The organism is Marinobacter sp. (genome assembly GCF_039977835.1).
Classification (GTDB): Bacteria; Pseudomonadota; Gammaproteobacteria; order Pseudomonadales; family Oleiphilaceae; genus Marinobacter.
On sequence record NZ_JBDWCL010000006.1, the window covers coordinates 276,144 to 293,250 of the forward strand.

At 58.0% G+C, this 17,107-nt stretch carries 22 protein-coding genes; 10 read left to right on the plus strand and 12 right to left on the minus strand.

What is annotated here, in order from left to right; all coding sequences use genetic code 11:
• Window positions 1-3 precede the first annotated feature (3 nt).
• Window positions 4-864 carry a carbon-nitrogen hydrolase family protein gene (locus tag ABJM11_RS03605; protein WP_348295762.1) on the plus strand — a complete coding sequence of 287 codons (861 nt, stop codon included), beginning with the start codon at window positions 4-6 and terminating at the stop codon, window positions 862-864.
• Window positions 865-876: 12 nt separating this feature from the next.
• Here the strand turns inward: ABJM11_RS03605 and yjgA are convergent, their stop codons facing one another.
• The 12 genes from yjgA to ABJM11_RS03665 all read right to left on the minus strand — a co-directional run bounded on the left by yjgA (window position 877) and on the right by ABJM11_RS03665 (window position 10,062).
• On the minus strand, window positions 877-1,407 hold the full coding sequence (gene yjgA / locus ABJM11_RS03610; protein WP_348295761.1) for a ribosome biogenesis factor YjgA: 531 nt from the start codon (window positions 1,405-1,407) through the stop codon (window positions 877-879).
• A gap of 20 nt (window positions 1,408-1,427) precedes the next feature.
• Window positions 1,428-2,789, minus strand: a complete 1,362-nt coding sequence (mgtE, locus tag ABJM11_RS03615; protein ID WP_348295760.1) for a magnesium transporter — start codon at window positions 2,787-2,789, stop codon at window positions 1,428-1,430.
• Between the two features lie 106 nt (window positions 2,790-2,895).
• The gene (locus ABJM11_RS03620) at window positions 2,896-3,165 is read right to left on the minus strand and encodes an HPr family phosphocarrier protein (RefSeq protein WP_348295759.1); all 270 of its coding nucleotides are present in this window, start codon (window positions 3,163-3,165) and stop codon (window positions 2,896-2,898) included.
• Between the two features lie 7 nt (window positions 3,166-3,172).
• Window positions 3,173-4,054 (minus strand): RNase adapter RapZ, encoded by an 882-nt coding sequence (gene rapZ, locus ABJM11_RS03625; RefSeq protein ID WP_348295758.1) that lies wholly within the window; start codon window positions 4,052-4,054, stop codon window positions 3,173-3,175.
• A gap of 28 nt (window positions 4,055-4,082) precedes the next feature.
• Window positions 4,083-4,553 carry a PTS IIA-like nitrogen regulatory protein PtsN gene (ptsN, locus tag ABJM11_RS03630; protein WP_348295757.1) on the minus strand — a complete coding sequence of 157 codons (471 nt, stop codon included), beginning with the start codon at window positions 4,551-4,553 and terminating at the stop codon, window positions 4,083-4,085.
• 97 nt (window positions 4,554-4,650) lie between these two features.
• On the minus strand, window positions 4,651-4,959 hold the full coding sequence (hpf, locus tag ABJM11_RS03635) for a ribosome hibernation promoting factor (RefSeq protein WP_348295756.1): 309 nt from the start codon (window positions 4,957-4,959) through the stop codon (window positions 4,651-4,653).
• 26 nt (window positions 4,960-4,985) lie between these two features.
• Entirely contained in the window at window positions 4,986-6,512 is a 1,527-nt protein-coding gene (locus ABJM11_RS03640; protein ID WP_348295846.1) for an RNA polymerase factor sigma-54, read from the minus strand.
• Window positions 6,513-6,621: 109 nt separating this feature from the next.
• Entirely contained in the window at window positions 6,622-7,347 is a 726-nt protein-coding gene (gene lptB, locus ABJM11_RS03645) for an LPS export ABC transporter ATP-binding protein (RefSeq protein WP_150988380.1), read from the minus strand.
• A gap of 10 nt (window positions 7,348-7,357) precedes the next feature.
• Window positions 7,358-7,879 (minus strand): lipopolysaccharide transport periplasmic protein LptA, encoded by a 522-nt coding sequence (gene lptA, locus ABJM11_RS03650; RefSeq protein ID WP_407069955.1) that lies wholly within the window; start codon window positions 7,877-7,879, stop codon window positions 7,358-7,360.
• A gap of 43 nt (window positions 7,880-7,922) precedes the next feature.
• Window positions 7,923-8,513, minus strand: a complete 591-nt coding sequence (gene lptC / locus ABJM11_RS03655; RefSeq protein WP_348295754.1) for an LPS export ABC transporter periplasmic protein LptC — start codon at window positions 8,511-8,513, stop codon at window positions 7,923-7,925.
• Window positions 8,513-9,082 carry an HAD hydrolase family protein gene (locus tag ABJM11_RS03660; protein WP_348295753.1) on the minus strand — a complete coding sequence of 190 codons (570 nt, stop codon included), beginning with the start codon at window positions 9,080-9,082 and terminating at the stop codon, window positions 8,513-8,515. Before ABJM11_RS03660 ends, lptC begins: the two co-directional genes overlap by 1 nt.
• Window positions 9,082-10,062, minus strand: a complete 981-nt coding sequence (locus ABJM11_RS03665) for a KpsF/GutQ family sugar-phosphate isomerase (protein WP_348295752.1) — start codon at window positions 10,060-10,062, stop codon at window positions 9,082-9,084. The genes ABJM11_RS03660 and ABJM11_RS03665 overlap by 1 nt, the downstream gene beginning before the upstream one ends.
• Window positions 10,063-10,296: 234 nt before the next feature.
• Between ABJM11_RS03665 and ABJM11_RS03670 the strand changes: the two genes are divergently transcribed.
• From ABJM11_RS03670 to hisD, 9 genes are all read left to right on the plus strand, one after another.
• Entirely contained in the window at window positions 10,297-11,109 is an 813-nt protein-coding gene (locus ABJM11_RS03670) for an ATP-binding cassette domain-containing protein (RefSeq protein WP_348295751.1), read from the plus strand.
• Entirely contained in the window at window positions 11,109-11,888 is a 780-nt protein-coding gene (gene mlaE, locus ABJM11_RS03675) for a lipid asymmetry maintenance ABC transporter permease subunit MlaE (protein ID WP_348295750.1), read from the plus strand. Before ABJM11_RS03670 ends, mlaE begins: the two co-directional genes overlap by 1 nt.
• A gap of 38 nt (window positions 11,889-11,926) precedes the next feature.
• Complete coding sequence (gene mlaD, locus ABJM11_RS03680; protein WP_348295749.1) at window positions 11,927-12,376, plus strand: outer membrane lipid asymmetry maintenance protein MlaD; 450 nt, start codon at window positions 11,927-11,929, stop codon at window positions 12,374-12,376.
• A 73-nt stretch (window positions 12,377-12,449) separates the two neighbouring features.
• Entirely contained in the window at window positions 12,450-13,061 is a 612-nt protein-coding gene (locus tag ABJM11_RS03685; RefSeq protein WP_407069956.1) for a phospholipid-binding protein MlaC, read from the plus strand.
• Window positions 13,058-13,411 (plus strand): STAS domain-containing protein, encoded by a 354-nt coding sequence (locus ABJM11_RS03690; RefSeq protein WP_348295747.1) that lies wholly within the window; start codon window positions 13,058-13,060, stop codon window positions 13,409-13,411. The genes ABJM11_RS03685 and ABJM11_RS03690 overlap by 4 nt, the downstream gene beginning before the upstream one ends.
• A 60-nt stretch (window positions 13,412-13,471) precedes the next feature.
• Window positions 13,472-13,714: a BolA family protein gene (locus ABJM11_RS03695; protein WP_137435105.1), complete on the plus strand. Its 243-nt coding sequence runs from the start codon at window positions 13,472-13,474 to the stop codon at window positions 13,712-13,714.
• Between the two features lie 27 nt (window positions 13,715-13,741).
• On the plus strand, window positions 13,742-15,004 hold the full coding sequence (gene murA, locus ABJM11_RS03700) for a UDP-N-acetylglucosamine 1-carboxyvinyltransferase (RefSeq protein ID WP_348295746.1): 1,263 nt from the start codon (window positions 13,742-13,744) through the stop codon (window positions 15,002-15,004).
• A 22-nt stretch (window positions 15,005-15,026) separates the two neighbouring features.
• Window positions 15,027-15,677, plus strand: coding sequence for an ATP phosphoribosyltransferase (gene hisG, locus ABJM11_RS03705; RefSeq protein ID WP_348295745.1), 651 nt, complete (start codon window positions 15,027-15,029; stop codon window positions 15,675-15,677).
• Window positions 15,678-15,765: 88 nt separating this feature from the next.
• Window positions 15,766-17,073: a histidinol dehydrogenase gene (hisD, locus tag ABJM11_RS03710; RefSeq protein ID WP_348295744.1), complete on the plus strand. Its 1,308-nt coding sequence runs from the start codon at window positions 15,766-15,768 to the stop codon at window positions 17,071-17,073.
• Window positions 17,074-17,107 lie beyond the last annotated feature (34 nt).

Genomic DNA, 17,107 nt, shown 5'->3' on the forward strand with positions numbered 1-17,107 from the left:
CAGATGTCAGCACATGCACAACAGGCAGTGACCAGGCAGGCAAACAGGGTGGCTGCCATCCAGATGGTGAGCACCCATGATATTGCCGGGAATCTCAGGGAAGCGGGGCGTTTGCTGGAAGAAGCCGCCATTTCTGGTGCCGGCATCGCAGTATTGCCGGAAAATTTCGCCGTGCTGGCCACCCGGCAGATGATCGGGTGTGGTCGTCGTGAGGCTGACCCGGACAATCTGATCCGTCGTTTTCTGGCGGAACAATCCGCCAGGCTGGGTATCTGGATTATTGGCGGCTCGCTTCCCATTGCTTCCCGTCCTGATGGCTCCACTGTGAAGGACCGGGTCAGGGCCTGCTGTCTTGTCTATAACAATGAGGGCGAGGAAGTCGCCCGTTACGACAAAATCCACCTGTTTGATGCCATGGTGGAAGACGCCCAGGGCCAGTACCGGGAGTCCGACACCTTTGAACCCGGCGACGAGGTGGTTGTGATCGACACTCCCGCCGGCCGGCTCGGGCTGGCCATCTGCTACGATCTCCGCTTTCCTGAACTTTTCCGCAAGTTGCGGGAGCAGGGCGCTGAGTGGGTTTCGTTACCCAGTGCCTTTACCTGGAATACCGGCGATGCCCACTGGCATGCGCTCCTGCGAGCCAGGGCTATCGAGAATCAGTTCTGGATGGTGGCAGCCGGGCAGGGTGGCCAGAACAGTGAGCGTCGGCACACCTATGGCCACAGTATGATCGTTGATCCATGGGGGCGTGTGGTGTCCGAGATCGGTGAGGGGCCGGGGGTCGTCACCGCCGACCTGGACCTGGAGCGGCTGGGCGAGATACGCACCCGGATGCCGGTCTGGGAGCACCGTAGGCTCTGACCAGACGGAAGATCAGTTACCGGCCGCCTCCACGTCGTCAATGCACTCCCGCAGGTAGCGGAACAGCTTTCTCGGCTGGCCGGTGTTCTTCTCGCTCTGCATATCCCGGCGGGCATTGCGGGCCAGGTTACGCAGGTGCTGGATATCAGCTGTTGTGCAGTAATTCAGGAATTCCCCGACAGCAGGGTCACCTTCTTCAATCATCCGGTCACGCCATCGCTCTGCCAGGTGATGGCGGCGTGTATGCTCTTCGCTGCCGGCATCAAAGGCGTCAATGGCGCGTGTCAGTCCTTCCGGATCGTCTTCCTGACGGATGATTTTGCCGATGTACTGAAGGTGCCGCCGGCGGGCTTCGTTCTGTCGAATGCGACGGGATTCCTCGATAGCCGCCCGCAGTGTTCCGCTAATGGGCAGGGTGTCGAGCTGGTCGTTGCTCAGATCCAGCATGCGCTTCCCGAGACCCTGCAACTGGTGCATCTCCCGTTTGAGCTGGGATTTGCTGGGGCCCGAGTATTGCGGGGAATCGTCTTGAGTATCGTTCATGAAATGCCTGTTTTGTCGGATTACCCGTAAAATATCGTAGCCAGACCAAGAAACGCCATAAACCCGACCACATCGGTTACGGTTGTCAGTATAACGCTTCCCGCCAGCGCCGGATCAATGTTGCGCGATTTGAGAAACAGGGGCAGCACGGTCCCCACGAGGGCTGCGGCAATCAGGTTTATGATAAGGGCGGCCGCGATAATGGCGCCAATCATGATGTCCTTGAACCAGAGAGTAGCGGCCGACGCGACCACCACGGCCCAGAGCAGTCCGTTCAGGGCGCCGGCGACAAATTCACGGTTCAGCAGCCAGCCCACGTTGGCCCCGCTGATCTGTCCCACGGCCATGCCGCGGATAACCAGCGTCAGTGTCTGGCTGCCGGCGATGCCGCCCATGGAAGCCACGATAGGCATCAGTACAGCGAGGGCCACAACTTTCTCGATGGTGGCTTCAAACAGTCCTATCACGGCGGACGCGGTAAAGGCCGTGAGCAGGTTGATGCCCAGCCAGACCGCCCTGCGCCGGGTCGTCTTGAAAATCGGCGCGAAGGTATCTTCATCCTCATCCAGGCCGGCCATGCTCATCAGCGAGTGGTCGGCGTCCTCTCGTATAACGTCAACCACGTCATCGATGGTGATCCGGCCCAGCAGCCTGCCTTCCTCGCTGACCACCGGCGCCGAGATCAGGTCGTAGCGTTCGAACAGTGTGGCCACTTTGGTGTCGGACAGGGTGACAGGTATCGGCTCGATATCGGTGTCCATTACTTCACGCACCGTCGCGGCCGGATTTGAAACCAGCATTTTGGTAATCGGCAGCATGCCGATGAATTCGTCCCGGCGGCTCACCACAATCAGGCTGTCGGTCATCGGTGGCAGGTTGCGATGCCGGCGCAGGTAACGGAGTACCACATCGATACTGATATCCGGGCGCACCGTGATGGTGTCCGTGTTCATCAGGCCGCCGGCGGTGTCTTCCGGGTAGGAGAGCACTTCCTCCACCCGCTGGCGGTCCTGTTCGTCCATGGTGTCCAGGACTTCCTGGATCACCGTATCCGGCAATTGCTGCAGTAAGTCGGCGAGGTCATCCGACTCGAAATCTTCAATGATGTCCGCCAGTTCCTGGGCGTTCAGCTGGCTCAGGAAGTAGCCGCGAATGTCATCATTGAGGTACTGGAGAACTTCGCCTTCCAGCTGCTTGTCGACCAGATTCCAAAGCAACGCCCGCTGACGGGGCGGAGAGGATTCCAGCAGGTGGGCAATATCGCTGGGGCTCAGGCCACCATTAAGGATGCGGGCAACCTGTTTCAGCGCACCACTGTCCAGCGCTTCGCTCAGGGAGCGAAGGCGTTGGCGAGCCTGGCTTTTCTCCAGAATATCGGTCATTGGTCACCCACAGTCAGAAAACCCCCGTATTATAGCGAAGTTAGGGTGCACAGGTGAGAAAGAGTTGTAGGTGAATGCCGTGGTCGCGCGGGCTCACGCCTGGCTGCTATTCGCCCTCGCCGAAATAATCGTCGATAAGCGCTGCCAGTGCCTCGATGGCTTCGGACTCGTCAGGCCCGTCTGCAATCAGTTCTACCTCTGTTCCCTGGCTCGCGGCCAGCATCATCACCGGCATGATGCTTTTGGCATCCACCTGGCGATCGTTCCGGCTGAGTTGAATGCTGCTCTCGAAGTTCGAGGCGGTTGCAACCAGTTTGGCCGCGGCGCGGGCGTGCAACCCGAGTTTGTTGACGATGGTAATGGGGCGGCGGATCATAAACGGTTCAGCTTTCCCGGCTTTGCAGGTGGGGCAGCTCGGTGTGTCGGACCTGCACGTTGCTGTACTTTTCCGAGAAATGACGGCCCAGCTGTTCACATATGTAGACCGAGCGATGCTGGCCACCGGTACAGCCGATCGAAATCGTCATATAACTGCGATTGCTGTCGGCAAAGCACGGCAGCCAGTTTTCCAGGAAGCGGGTCAGGTCCTCCACCATTTTCCGGCTTAGCGGTTCCTTTTCCAGGAAGTCGATCACCGGCTGGTCGGTGCCTACAAATTTTCGCAGACTGGTGTCCCAGTACGGGTTGGGCAGACAGCGAACATCAAAGACATAATCCGAGTCCAGTGGCACCCCGTGTTTGAAGCCGAATGACTGGAACAACAGCGCCAGCTCCTGTTCGCGCCGCCCGGCAACCCGTTGCTTGACCATGTCCCGCAGTTCGTACATGGAAAGGCCGGTGGTATCAACGTAAAGGTCGGCCAGTTTCGACAGGGGTTCCAGCAGCTTTTTTTCGTTGATAATGGCTTCGCGCAGTGAGGTCTTGTCATCGCTCAGGGGGTGTTTGCGCCGTGTGGCGTGGAATCGCTGTAGCAGAGACTGTTCGTCGGCATCCAGGTAAATAATCTCTATGGTGACGCCGGTATCCTGCAGGCTGCGATAGATATCTTCAAAGTTGCTGAGTTCGCCGGACAGGTTGCGGGCGTCGATGCTCACTGCCATTTTTCCCAACCGGCCCGGTGAGGTCTGGGTGGTGGCTTCCCGTGTCAGGGGAAACAGCAGTCCGATGGGCAGGTTGTCAATGCAATAGAAACCCAGATCTTCCAGCACATGCAGCGCAGTACTTTTACCGGAGCCTGACCGGCCGCTGACGATGATCAGTTTCATAGCCCATTAACCTCGAATCCGGAGTAGTTCAGCTTCCCTCGGCCGTCATCCGGCGATAGAGAGAATCCGCCTCGGTACATTGGCGGAGTTGGTCACAGAATGCCCTTTCATTGAACTTCTCGGCCAGCTGGCTCAGCAGTTCAAGATGTTCACTGGTCGCTTCCTTGGGAACAATGAGGGCAAAAACCAGGTCCACTGGCTGGTTGTCGATGGCGTCGAAGGCGACGCCTTCTTCCAGGGTCAGCAATACCCCCACAACATGATCGAGCCCTTCCAGGCGGCAGTGGGGAATAGCAATACCCTGGCCAATACCCGTGCTGCCCAGTCGCTCCCGGGCGACCAGGTTGTTGAATATCTCGGTATCACCAAGCGAGGGATCGTGTTGCTGGATCTGCTCGGCGATGGTTTCCATAACCCGCTTCTTGCTGGAGGCGGGAACCCTGCAAAGGGTCAGCTCCGGCGCGAGAATGTTCTCGATAGTCAGGGATGTGTCGGTCATGAATCGACTGCAGTTCCGTAAAAAAAGGCTGCGACACCTTTTATTGTACTAGCCAGTGTCGCAGCTCGATTAACTGTTATGCAGGAAGGAGGACGCCCTAGCGGGCACCGTTACCATGCATCCGGTCAACGTTCTTTTCCTTGTGCTTCAGGATCTGCCTGTCCAGCTTGTCCACCAGCGCATCAATGGCGGCGTACATATCGCTGTTCTCGGCCTTTGCGTGAATCTCACCACCGATCACGTGTAGCGTAGCTTCCGCCATCTGGCGCACTTTTTCCACCTCAAGCGTGACCTGGCAATTGCTGATGTGGTCAAAGTGTCGTTCGAGCTTGTCAAACTTGCCTGCTACGTAATCCTTCAGAGCGGGGGTCAGTTCTACGTGATGGCCTGAAATATTGAGTTGCATAGGCTTCTCCTGTTATCGGATGTTTACTACACCAATCGCTTTCTTTCGTTGGACGGAGGAATGTGCATTGCCTCACGGTACTTGGCCACGGTTCGTCTCGCTACCTTGATACCCTGTTCCCCTAGCATGGCTGCAATTTTGCTATCGCTCAATGGCTTTTTCGGGGTTTCCGTTGCAATCAGCTTTTTGATCATCGCCCGGATTGCCGTCGAGGAGCATTCTCCACCTTCGTCGGTGCTAACGTGGCTGGAGAAAAAATACTTCAGTTCAAATATGCCGCGCGGCGTGTGCATGTATTTCTGGGTAGTCACGCGGGAAATGGTTGATTCATGCATCTCCACCGCCTGGGCAATATCCGACAGGATCAGCGGCTTCATGTGTTCCTCGCCATGGTCCAGGAATCCTTGCTGATGCTCGACAATTCGCGTGGCGACTTTCAGCAGGGTTTCATTGCGGCTTTGCAGGCTCTTGATAAACCATTTCGCTTCCTGCAGCTGGTCCCGCAGGTAGGTGTTGTCGGAACTGCTGTCTGCACGCTTTATAAGTGAAGCATAGCTGGCATTGACGCGAATGCGTGGTGCAATTTCAGGATTCAGTTCCACCCGCCAGCGCTCGTTGTGCTTGCGCACGATAACGTCCGGAATGACGTAGTCCGGTTCGGCCTGGTCAAGGGTATCACCGGGGCGCGGGTTCAGTGCGGTAATCAGCGCCAGTACATCCCGCAACTGGTCTTCCTTCAGGCGGCTACGACGAAGCAATTGGGCATAATCACGATTGCCCAGCAGGTTGATGTAATGGGTAATGACCAGCCGCGCCTGGGCCAGCCAGGGTGTCTCCTGCGGTAACTGATTAAGCTGGATCAGCAGGCATTCCTGCAGATCCCGGGCGAACACGCCCGGCGGATCGAAATGCTGCAGCCGATGAAGTACGGCCTCCACCTCATCCATTTCAAGCGGATCATCATCGGACTCATCCATCATTCCCGAATGGATTTCTTCCAGGGGAGAGGTCAGGTACCCGTGGTTATCAACCGCATCCATCAGCGCGTGGGCGATAGCCTGGTCCCGTTCACTCAGTGGCGTCAGGTTCAGCTGCCACTCCAGGTGATCGTGAAGGGTTTCGGTTGGCGAGTTGCGGGTTTCGAAATCGTTGTCGTTTTCGTCGTCGTTGCGGGCCGACGATGCAGGTGCTGACTGATATATGTCGTCCCAGGCCGTATCCACCGGAAGGTCATCGGGAATGGTGTCGGGGCTGTCGGTTTCTGAGGACCAGTCGGGTCCGTTCTCGGATTCATCCCAGTCCGCGGATGAGTCGGAGGCGGTGTTCGATTCTTCGGTCGAGGATGTTTCCGCCGCGTCGCTTTCGCTTTCCGCGGATTCCGGGTTCTGGTTGTCATCGTCTTCCGAGGTTTCCAGCATGGGGTTGGATTCCAGCGCCTGCTGGATTTCCTGCTGGAGGTCTAGAGTGGAGAGCTGCAGAAGCCTTATAGCCTGTTGCAGCTGGGGCGTCATGGTGAGGCTTTGACCCAGCTTTAACTGTAATGAGGCTTTCATAACCATAGTTCAGGATCCGTCACTCGGTCGCTCTCGGACGTTGGGGTTGCAAAAAAACTCTATGTATGCTGGCCACTTGCCGTGCCAAGCAAGTTCTTTGCCGAGTGTACTACAGGCGAAATTCATTGCCTAGATACACTTCCTTGACCTGCTGGTTGGCCAGGATGTCGTCCGAATTGCCCGAGGCAATGATATGGCCCCCGCTGACGATATAGGCATTCTCACAGATATCGAGGGTTTCTCTCACGTTGTGGTCGGTGATCAGAACACCAATACCCTTGTCCCGCAGGTGGCGGATAATATGCTTGATGTCACTCACCGAAATCGGGTCCACCCCGGCAAAAGGTTCATCCAGAAGAATAAACGCCGGCTCCATCGCCAGGGCACGGGCGATTTCCACTCGTCGGCGTTCGCCGCCGGATAGTGCCATGCCAGGGCTGTCGCGGATATGAGTGATATGAAACTCTTCCAGCAATTCCTCCAGTTTGGCTTCCCGCTGGCTACGGTTGAGTTCGCGGCGGGTTTCCAGGATGGCCATAACGTTGTCGCGTACCGTCAGTTTGCGAAACACCGATGCTTCCTGGGGCAGGTAGCCGATCCCCTTGCGGGCGCGGCCATGCATTGGCAGCGGTGTTATGTCCTGGTGGTCGATGGTTATCCTGCCGTTGTCGGCGGGAACCAGCCCTACGATCATATAGAAGCAGGTGGTCTTGCCGGCACCATTTGGGCCCAGCAGGCCAACGATCTCGCCGCTGCGGATCTCCAGCGAAACGTCGATGACGACTTTTTTTTGCTTGTAGCTTTTCGCGAGGTTACTGGCTCTGAGAACTGCCATCGGTATCCTGTCAGTCGGGGTTGCTGGTGGAGTTGTCCGGGTTGTTGCGTGGTTGAATCACCATCTCCACGCGGCCACTGCCTTCGCCCTGATCGGGGGCGCCTTCAGCGGTGACGATGCGATTGGCGCTGTCGTAGTGGATGATGTCACCGCGGAACAGGTTGCCGTCCTGCTCAATAACCGCCTCACGCTCGAAGGTTACCCGGTTTTCAGCGGCCGACCAGGTGATACTCAGGGCGCGAGCGTCGGTTTCGCCCTGTCCTTCCATTGCCGGCTGCCGGTAATGTGCGGGCCGGCCGGTAGCCTCAATGCGGCTGACACCAGTCTCGTCCCGATAAAGTACAACCTTGTCGGCGGTCAGGTTGGTCTGGCCCTGGGTCATTTCCACGGCGCCAGTGTAGGTTGCTATCCCCTGGCCGTCATCCAGCCTTGCACTGTCAGCGTTGACCCTGATGGGCTCGTCGGACTCCAGGTTGAATGCCAGGGCCGATGTTGGCGCCATCAGAGCCACGCAGGTGACCGCGAGTATCATCAATGGCGACGCGGGCCAGCGGGAGCTGTCGCGGGGTTTCCATTTACTTGCCAGGCTCATAGCGTCCTTCCACCTGCGAGTCGAGTTCAAGAATGCGGTCATCAATCCAGGCCTTCATTCCGGTAGCCGTGGTCACGCCGGCGACGTCAGTCAGCTTGACCGGCTCGTCCGTGTAAACGGTGCGATCGCGGTTATTCAGTGTCAACACCGTTGTCGTCAGGGTCAGCGGGCGTCCGCCTTCGGCTTCGCGGATCACTTTTACATTGCCGGTCAGGTGAACCAGATCGTCCGCTTCCAGAAGGCGGCCCTCGTCAGCCTGCACCTGCCAGGGTGGGCTGCCTTCGTCGCCGTAAAGTGTCGCCCGGGGAGACGCCATAACCGTCTCGCTGCGGGATTCGAATTGCTCGATTCTCGGGCTTCGGAAGCGGGTTGTCAGCCGTCCGGTTTCGTCGTAAGACAGGTAATGACCATTGACCACAAAACCGTCGGGCTCGGATTCGCCCCGCAGCGAGGCTGCTTCGGTTGGGTCCGATGGTTCATCACTTTGCCAGAGCAGAAAGAACAGCGCCACTATCGCGCCTGCCAGGCCCAGGGTTCGGACCCAGGGGCGGTTGAACAGCGGCTGGGCAGACATCAATTCTGCTCCAGGTAGGGTTGCAGGCTGGCGTCGAGTTGTCCGCAAGCGGCCAGCAGTAATTCGCAGGCTTCTCTGACGGCGCCATCGCCGCCGGCGGCGGCCGTGCAGACATCCGCATGCTGGCGGACAAGCCAGTAACCATTGGGCACGGTAACGCCGAGCCCGGCATAGCGGATGGCCGGCAGATCGGGCAGATCGTCGCCCATGTAGGCGACCTGCTGCGGGGAGAGATCAAGCCGTCCGGCCAGCTCTGCAAGAGCGACCTTTTTGTCTTCCCGGCCCTGCATAAGGTGAGGAATGCCCAGGTCATTCATGCGCCGGGCGGTCAGTGGAGAGGAGCGGCCGGTAATGACGGCAACCTCGATTCCCGCCGCCATCACCTGCTTGATACCCAGCCCGTCGAGAATGTTAAAGCCTTTCAGTTCGTCTCCGGAGGCGCTGAAAAACAGTTTGCCGTCGGTCATGATGCCGTCGACATCCAGGGCCAGAAGGCGGATGGCGGATGCCTTTTTCAATATCTCAGCCGGCCACTGTGGGCGGAGCTGGTCTGTCATCAGATCACTCATCAGATAACACCGGCCCGCAGCAGGTCGTGCATATTGATGGCACCGGTGAGCTTGCCGTCGCGGTCGATCACCGGCAGGGCGTTGATTTTCAGCTCTTCCATCATGTTCAGGGCTTCAGCTGCCAGCTGGTCGTCGTGGATAACCCGGCCGTTGCGGGTCATCACTTCGGCAATCGGGGTGTTGTGGATATCCACGGAGCGGTCCAGGGTGCGACGAAGGTCACCGTCGGTGAACACGCCCACCAGGTCGCCGGCGGCATTGATAACCGTGGTCATGCCCAGCCCCTTGCGGGAAATTTCCAGCAGTGCTCCGCCGAGGGTAATGTCTTCCTGTACCCGGGGAATGCGGTCGCCCGTGTGCATGATTTCGGAGACACGCAACAGTAGCTTGCGGCCCAGGCTGCCGCCGGGGTGTGACAGCGCGAAGTCCTCAGTGCTGAAGCCGCGCGCTTCCAGCAAGGCGACCGCCAGGGCATCGCCCATCACCAGGGTGGCGGTAGTGCTGGATGTAGGGGCCAGGCCGAGTGGGCAGGCTTCCAGTGCAACACTGACATCCAGATTGGCGACCGCTTCCCGCGCAAGAGTAGAGTTTGCGTTGCCGGTCATGCTGATCAGCGGCGCACCCATGCGCTTGATCAGTGGCAATATAGTGAGTACTTCACTGGTGTTGCCACTATTGGAAATTCCCAGTACCACATCCTGGCTGGTGATCATGCCCAGGTCGCCATGGCTGGCTTCGCCCGGGTGCACAAAGAAAGAAGGCGTACCGGTGCTGGCCAGGGTGGCGGCAATCTTGTTGCCGATATGGCCGGATTTACCCATGCCAGTCACCACCACGCGGCCCTTGCAGGCCATGATGACCTCGCAGGCGCGTACGAAGTGTTCATCAATCCTGTCGGTCAGCGCGTCAATGGCTTCGCGCTCGATTTCGATGGCCCGGAGGGCGGATTCTCTGAATTTGTCGTTGGTCTCGGTGGTCATCTGGCACCCGGGTGGAATGTTAATGCTTTTCGCCGTGGCGAGAGTATATCACTTCAGCGGCCATGGCTGCCTTCATGACAAGACGTTCAGCAAAACTGATCATCGACATCAATTCATTTTGCAAAGGATGGATTGAGGTTGTCTGCGGGTTGGCATAATGTACGCACACGCTCAGGGCTGCAGATTATCTGTCAGGCATGCCCTGTGACAACCATGCGGTTACCGGAATAAGGTATGGACACTTCCCCCTACATCGAGCTCAGAGACGTGGTTTTCACCCGCGGCGATCGTCGTATTTTTTCGGGTGTCAGCCTTGATATCCCGCGCGGGAAGATAACCGCCATCATGGGGCCGAGCGGCACCGGGAAGACCACTTTGCTCAGGCTGATCGGCGGCCAGTTGCGGCCAGACTCCGGCACCATCACCGTGGCGGGCGAGAATGTTCCGCGACTCAAACGCAAGGCGCTTTATCGTCTGCGTGAAAAAATGGGCATGCTTTTTCAGAGTGGAGCCCTGTTTACCGACCTGAGTGTGTTCGAAAACGTGGCTTTTCCGTTGCGCGTGCACACCTCGCTCCCAGAGGACATGATCCGGGATATTGTGTTGATGAAGCTGGAGGCGGTTGGCCTGCGTGGTGCCCGGGAACTGATGCCGGCGGAGCTCTCAGGCGGCATGACCCGCCGGGTGGCCCTGGCCCGTAGTATCGCGCTGGATCCGGAGCTGATCATGTATGACGAGCCCTTTACCGGGCAGGACCCCATTGCCATGGGGGTTCTGATCAAGCTGATTCGGGATCTCAACAGTTCCATGGGCCTGACCAGTGTGATGGTTTCCCATGATGTTCAGGAGTCCCTGAGCATCTGTCACTACGCCTTTATCGTGGCGGACGGTCAGGTTATAGGGGAAGGCACCCCCAAGGAACTCAGGGTGCACCCCTCGGAGCAGGTCCAGCAGTTTTTGCATGGCCATCCGGACGGTCCGGTGCCATTCCACTACCCGGCTGCGGATGCCGGCGAGGACTGGGGCATTACCGGGAGGAATCGTTAATGGACAAACTCGCGGCGTTCGGCCGGCTTGGGCTGGATATTATCGCTTCTCTGGGGCGCTCGGGGCGTTTTCTGGCCGGAGTTCTGGGCGGTGTATCAAAGCCTTCAGTGGCTTTCCCGTTGTTGCTCCGGCAGCTGTATTCCATCGGTGTGCTGTCTCTGGCAATCATCGTTGTTTCCGGCCTTTTCATCGGAATGGTTCTGGGGCTGCAGGGTTATACCATTCTCAGCGATTACGGCTCTGAAGCGGCCATTGGCCAGATGATCGCCCTGACCCTGGTGCGTGAGCTGGGGCCGGTGGTGACGGCCTTACTGTTCGCTGGTCGCGCCGGCTCGGCATTGACGGCTGAAATCGGGTTGATGAAAACCACCGAACAGCTTTCCAGCATGGAAATGATGGGCGTCGACCCGCTTCGCCGGGTGATTGCCCCGCGGCTCTGGGCCGGTTTCATTGCGGTTCCCATACTGGCAGCAGTGTTCTCGGTGGTTGGTATATGGGGCGGTATGTTGGTGGGGGTTGAATGGCTCGGCGTATTTGAAGGGTCGTTCTGGGGCAATATGCAATCCTCCGTGAGCTTCACCACCGACGTGCTTAACGGCGTCATCAAAAGCGTGGTCTTCGGGTTTGTCTGCACCTGGATCGCGGTCTACCAGGGCTACGACTGTGTGCCTACGTCGGCCGGCATCAGTTCTGCCACCACCAAGACGGTGGTGTATTCATCGCTGGCTGTGCTGGGGCTGGATTTTGTGCTCACCGCGGTCATGTTTGGCGACTTCTGATCGCGGTATACTGAAACAACAGGACACAGGGGGCCGTCATGGCACAAAGAACAACAGAAGTCATCGTAGGGCTGTTCATGATTGCCGGTATTGCGGCCATGATGTTCCTGGCGCTGCAGGTCAGCGGGCTGACACCGAAAGCTCCGGAGAGCTCCTACACGCTCTATGCCAATTTCAATGACGCCGGCGGTCTGACACCCCGGGCCAAGGTGTCGATGGCCGGCGTTACGGTTGGCAAGATCAGGGAGATCACGCTGAACCGGGAAACGTTCCAGGCCCGGGTGGTTATTGATGTGGATGAGAGTGTGGATAATATTCCCGCCGACAGCTCCGCAGTAATACGTACATCCGGTCTGCTGGGTGAGCAGTACATTGATATTTCAGTTGGCGGCGACATGGAGTCCCTGGGAGACGGAGACACCTTTTACTCGACACAGTCCGCCATGAACCTTGAACGAATGATTTCCAACTTTGCCTCCGGGCAGTAAAGCGAACTCAAGTGGTTAACAGGAGACAACCATGGTTCTGATAAGACGCAGCCTGCTGCTCGTTGCACTACTGATGGCCGCTCTGGTGCTTCCGGCCCACGCCGGCCAGGAAGAGGATCTGCGTGAGTACGTGGACAGGAATACCCAGCGACTGGTCGACAAACTTCACGATGAAAAGGGGTTGTATGAGGAAGACCCCCAGGCTTTTTACCGGAGTATGGACGAAGAACTGAAAGGCTTCGTGGATTTCCGCAGGATCGCAGCCCGGGTGATGGGGCGGTACGCACGGCAGACCTCGCCGGAGCAACGTGACGAGTTCGTGGAGAAGTTCAAACGCAGCCTTTTTGACAGCTATGCCCAGGCCCTGGTGAGCGCGGATGACTTCACCATCGAAGTCAAGGATGCCACCATCAATCCCGACAATGAGGAGCGGGCATCTGTGCGAATGGAAGTGATCAGCGCCTCCGGCAATCGTTATCCGGTGACCTATTCCATGTATCAGGCGGACGAGGGCCGCTGGATGATGGAAAACGTGATTGTTGAGGGCGTGAACATAGGCCTGGCATTCCGTGATCGTTTCAGCCAGGAGATGGAGAAGAATGGCGGCAAGGTCCAGGTTGTGATCGATGGCTGGGGCGACGCCGTTGAGTCGCTGAACCTGGAAGGTGACGTCGACAAATCATGATGCCATCTCAGGCAGCAGTTACTCTGGATAACGACAGGCTGACGGTCAGCGGCCATATCGACCCGCTGACCGTGGTTGCTCTCAGGAAAGAGGGCGAACGGCTTATCCTCGACAGCAAAGCGGATCTGACTGTGGATCTTGCCGAGATGAGTACCGCTCACAGTGTGGTGCTTTCCCTGCTGCTTTGCTGGCAACGCCTGGCGCGCGGTCGCAGCCAGGCCCTTCACTTTACCGGTGTCAGCGAACGCCTGGGATCCCTCGCAGCCCTGAGCGGCCTTGATGAACAGTTGCCGGGCTTTGAATCGCAGGCACCGTTGCAGGCGCTCCGCGAAAACCGGCACCAGAGCTGACCCGGACGCCATAATTGGTTACAATCTCGCCCCTGATTCAAAAACGCCCGAGGATTTTTTATGGAAGCCACCGAAGTTGCCGAGCTGGTCAAAGAGGCACTGCCCGATTGCGAAGTTCAGGTGCAGGTTGACGGCAATCACTATATGGTCGTTGTGGTGGGCGATGTTTTCGAAGGGTTGCCAACCATCAAGCGGCAGCAATTGATCAACAAGGCACTCTTCCAGCACATTCTTGACGGCACCATTCACGCCCTTCACCCGAAAGCCTTTACCCCGGCTGAGTGGGCTGCGCGCCAGGGCTGATTCGCCCGCAAATAACAGGACCTAATTGTGGATAAACTTCTGATCAGGGGCCGTAAGCCTCTTGATGGCGAAATCCGGATTTCCGGCGCCAAGAACGCCGCGCTCCCGATTCTGGCAGCTACCTTGTTGGCGGACGAGCCGGTAACCGTGGGCAACCTGCCGCATCTGAACGACATCACCACCATGATCGAGCTACTCGGCCGCATGGGCGTGGAATTGATGATTGACGAGAAGATGAGTGTCGAGGTTCACGCCAACACCATCAAGCAGTTCCATGCGCCCTACGAGCTGGTGAAAACCATGCGCGCCTCGATCCTGGTGCTCGGGCCTCTGGTGGCTCATTTCGGCGAAGCGGAAGTTTCCCTGCCCGGCGGCTGTGCCATCGGCAGCCGGCCAGTGAACCTTCACATCCATGGCCTGGAAATGATGGGTGCCGATATCAAGGTCGAGAATGGCTACATCAAGGCAAAAACCAATGGTCGCCTGAAAGGCGCCCACATTTTCCTGGATACCGTGACCGTCACCGGCACCGAGAACCTGATGATGGCTGCGGCGCTGGCGGATGGCAAAACCATTCTGGAAAACGCTGCGCGGGAACCGGAAGTGGTGGACCTTGCCGAGTGCCTGATTGCCATGGGCGCTGACATCAAGGGCCACGGCTCAGCAACGATCGAAATCAACGGCGTTGAGCGGCTGCATGGCTGCCACTACGACGTGCTGCCCGACCGCGTTGAGACGGGGACTTACCTGGTCGCTGCAGCAGCGACCCGGGGCCGGGTAAAGCTGAAGGACACCCGCGAGGACCTTCTGGAAGCCGTTCTGCTGAAGCTGGAAGAGGCGGGTGCCCATATCGATACCGGCAAGGACTGGATCTCCCTGGATATGAAAGGGAATCAGCCCAAGGCAGTGAGCCTGCGGACTGCGCCTTACCCGGCGTTTCCGACGGATATGCAGGCCCAGTTTGCAGCCATGAATGCGGTTGCCGAGGGCACTGGCACGATTGTGGAGACGGTTTTCGAGAACCGGTTCATGCACTTGCAGGAACTGATCCGCATGGGTGCGGACATCACTCTCGAGGGTAATGCTGCCATCATCAAGGGCGTTGACCACCTGACAGGTGCCCCGGTTATGGCGACCGACCTCCGGGCCTCCGCGAGTCTGGTTATCGCCGGGCTGGTCGCAGACGGTGACACCATTGTAGACCGCATCTATCACATCGACCGCGGTTACGAGTGTATTGAAGAGAAGCTGCAGCTGCTGGGCGCCAGTATCCGTCGCCTGCCAGCCTGAACATATTGAACCGGAAGGACGCATGACCGACTCCATCACCATCGCGCTGTCAAAGGGGCGTATCCTCGACGAGACCCTGCCGCTGCTCAAAGAAGCGGGGGTTGAACTGGTCGATGATGTAAAGAAGTCCCGGAAACTGGTGTTTCCCACCACGGACCCCAACGTGCGTGTGCTGATCCTTCGGGCAACGGATGTGCCCACTTATGTTCAGTATGGCGGGGCGGACCTGGGCGTTACCGGAAAGGATGTGCTCATGGAGCACGGCGGCGAGGGCCTCTATGAGCCGCTGGACCTGAATATTTCCCGATGTCGCTTGATGACGGCCGGGAAGAAGGGTACTGAAGCCCCGGAAGGCCGTCTGCGTGTGGCCACCAAGTTTGTGAATCTGGCGCGCCGTTACTACGCCGCTCAGGGGCGACAGGCGGATATTATAAAGTTGTACGGTGCCATGGAGCTTGCGCCAATCCTTGGCCTTGCTGACGAGATTGTCGATATCGTGGATACCGGCAATACCCTGAAAGCGAATGGTCTCGAAGCCCGCGAGCTGATCGAGAACATAAGCTCGCGCCTTGTGGTCAACCGGGCGTCCATGAAGATGAAACATGCGGGTATTAACCCCATAATTGAGAAGATGTCTGCGGCTGTTGAAAAACGCCGGCAGGTTTCGGAGTAAGAACGGCTCAGGAAGGGCTTTCTCCGTATCTTTGGGCCAATAATACTTTTCAACCCGCGGAGTAAATTCGCACAGCAGGAAAGATGAAATGACTGATATCAGCATCAGACGATTGAACGCCTCCCAAAGTGATTTTGACAGTGCGCTGACCAAGCTGCTGGCCTGGGACGACAGTGTTGATCATCAGGTGAATGAGTCGGTTCGTCATATCCTGCATCAGGTGAAAACCCGTGGTGATGCGGCGGTGCTGGAATTTACCGAGAAATTCGACCGGTTGAAGGTTGGCTCTGTGGCTGAGCTGGAAATGGGGCAGGAGCGTTTGCAGAAGGCGTTAAATGCTATTCCCCAGGATCAGCGAGTAGCGCTTGAGAAAGCTGCCGAGCGGGTCCGGGATTATCATGAGCGCCAGGATCAGAAGTCCTGGCAGTACGAAGACCAAGACGGAACAGTGCTCGGGCAGAAAGTAACTCCGCTGGACCGGGCTGGCTTGTATGTGCCTGGTGGCAAGGCGGCCTATCCGTCTTCAGTACTGATGAACGCCATCCCGGCGAAAGTGGCTGGAGTCGGTGAGGTGATCATGGTGGTCCCTACACCGGATGGTGTAGTGAACGACATGGTACTGGCCTCTGCGGCGATTGCGGGCGTGGACCGTGTTTTCTGTGTCGGCGGTGCCCAGGCGATTGGTGCGCTGGCTTATGGCACTGAGACCATTCCGGCCGTTGATAAAATCGTTGGCCCAGGGAATATATTCGTGGCCACCGCTAAGCGGGAAGTGTTTGGCACCGTCGGTATTGATATGATCGCCGGTCCGTCCGAGATTCTGGTGATCTGCGACGGTAAAACCGACCCGGACTGGATCGCCATGGACCTGTTTTCCCAGGCCGAGCACGATGAGCAGGCGCAATCCATTCTGATCAGCCCGGATGCGGAGTTCCTGGATGCGGTGGAAGCCAGCATCAATAAACTGCTGCCCACCATGGAACGGGCCGAAATCATTGCTACCTCGATGACCGATCGGGCTGCATTGATTCAAGTGGCGGATCTTTCTGAAGCCGCCCGGGTTTCCAATCGCATTGCGCCAGAACATCTGGAGCTCTCCGTAGAAGACCCTGAGGCTCTGGTGAAAGAAATCCGCCATGCTGGCGCGATCTTTATGGGCCGCTTCACGGCCGAGGCGCTGGGTGACTATTGTGCCGGCCCGAACCACGTGTTGCCGACGTCCGGTACCGCCCGTTTTTCCTCGCCTCTGGGAGTTTATGACTTCCAGAAACGGTCGTCCATTATCGGGTTTTCCGCCGCTGGGGCGGACCGGATGGGCCGAGTGGCATCGGTGCTGGCCAGAGGTGAGGGGCTTACGGCGCACGCCCGGTCGGCGGAATATAGGGTTAAGGATTAAAGTCTGCCCCCACCCGGCCTCCTCAGGAGTTGAA

Bases quoted from the DNA above. Each gene is read 5' to 3' on its own strand.
- mlaD (WP_348295749.1), top strand. From the start codon at position 11,927: ATGGCACAAAGAACAACAGAAGTCATCGTAGGGCTGTTCATGATTGCC.
- ABJM11_RS03685 (WP_407069956.1), top strand. From the start codon at position 12,450: ATGGCCGCTCTGGTGCTTCCGGCCCACGCCGGCCAGGAAGAGGATCTG.
- lptC (WP_348295754.1), bottom strand. From the start codon at position 8,513: ATGTCTGCCCAGCCGCTGTTCAACCGCCCCTGGGTCCGAACCCTGGGC.
- hpf (WP_348295756.1), bottom strand. From the start codon at position 4,959: ATGCAACTCAATATTTCAGGCCATCACGTAGAACTGACCCCCGCTCTG.
- lptB (WP_150988380.1), bottom strand. From the start codon at position 7,347: ATGGCAGTTCTCAGAGCCAGTAACCTCGCGAAAAGCTACAAGCAAAAA.
- ABJM11_RS03620 (WP_348295759.1), bottom strand. From the start codon at position 3,165: ATGATCCGCCGCCCCATTACCATCGTCAACAAACTCGGGTTGCACGCC.
- ABJM11_RS03670 (WP_348295751.1), top strand. From the start codon at position 10,297: ATGGACACTTCCCCCTACATCGAGCTCAGAGACGTGGTTTTCACCCGC.
- ABJM11_RS03665 (WP_348295752.1), bottom strand. From the start codon at position 10,062: ATGACCACCGAGACCAACGACAAATTCAGAGAATCCGCCCTCCGGGCC.
- mgtE (WP_348295760.1), bottom strand. From the start codon at position 2,789: ATGACCGATATTCTGGAGAAAAGCCAGGCTCGCCAACGCCTTCGCTCC.
- hisD (WP_348295744.1), top strand. From the start codon at position 15,766: ATGACTGATATCAGCATCAGACGATTGAACGCCTCCCAAAGTGATTTT.
- ABJM11_RS03640 (WP_348295846.1), bottom strand. From the start codon at position 6,512: ATGAAAGCCTCATTACAGTTAAAGCTGGGTCAAAGCCTCACCATGACG.
- ABJM11_RS03695 (WP_137435105.1), top strand. From the start codon at position 13,472: ATGGAAGCCACCGAAGTTGCCGAGCTGGTCAAAGAGGCACTGCCCGAT.
- ABJM11_RS03605 (WP_348295762.1), top strand. From the start codon at position 4: ATGTCAGCACATGCACAACAGGCAGTGACCAGGCAGGCAAACAGGGTG.
- yjgA (WP_348295761.1), bottom strand. From the start codon at position 1,407: ATGAACGATACTCAAGACGATTCCCCGCAATACTCGGGCCCCAGCAAA.
- hisG (WP_348295745.1), top strand. From the start codon at position 15,027: ATGACCGACTCCATCACCATCGCGCTGTCAAAGGGGCGTATCCTCGAC.
- rapZ (WP_348295758.1), bottom strand. From the start codon at position 4,054: ATGAAACTGATCATCGTCAGCGGCCGGTCAGGCTCCGGTAAAAGTACT.
- ABJM11_RS03690 (WP_348295747.1), top strand. From the start codon at position 13,058: ATGATGCCATCTCAGGCAGCAGTTACTCTGGATAACGACAGGCTGACG.
- ABJM11_RS03660 (WP_348295753.1), bottom strand. From the start codon at position 9,082: ATGAGTGATCTGATGACAGACCAGCTCCGCCCACAGTGGCCGGCTGAG.
- ptsN (WP_348295757.1), bottom strand. From the start codon at position 4,553: ATGACCGACACATCCCTGACTATCGAGAACATTCTCGCGCCGGAGCTG.
- lptA (WP_407069955.1), bottom strand. From the start codon at position 7,879: ATGATACTCGCGGTCACCTGCGTGGCTCTGATGGCGCCAACATCGGCC.
- mlaE (WP_348295750.1), top strand. From the start codon at position 11,109: ATGGACAAACTCGCGGCGTTCGGCCGGCTTGGGCTGGATATTATCGCT.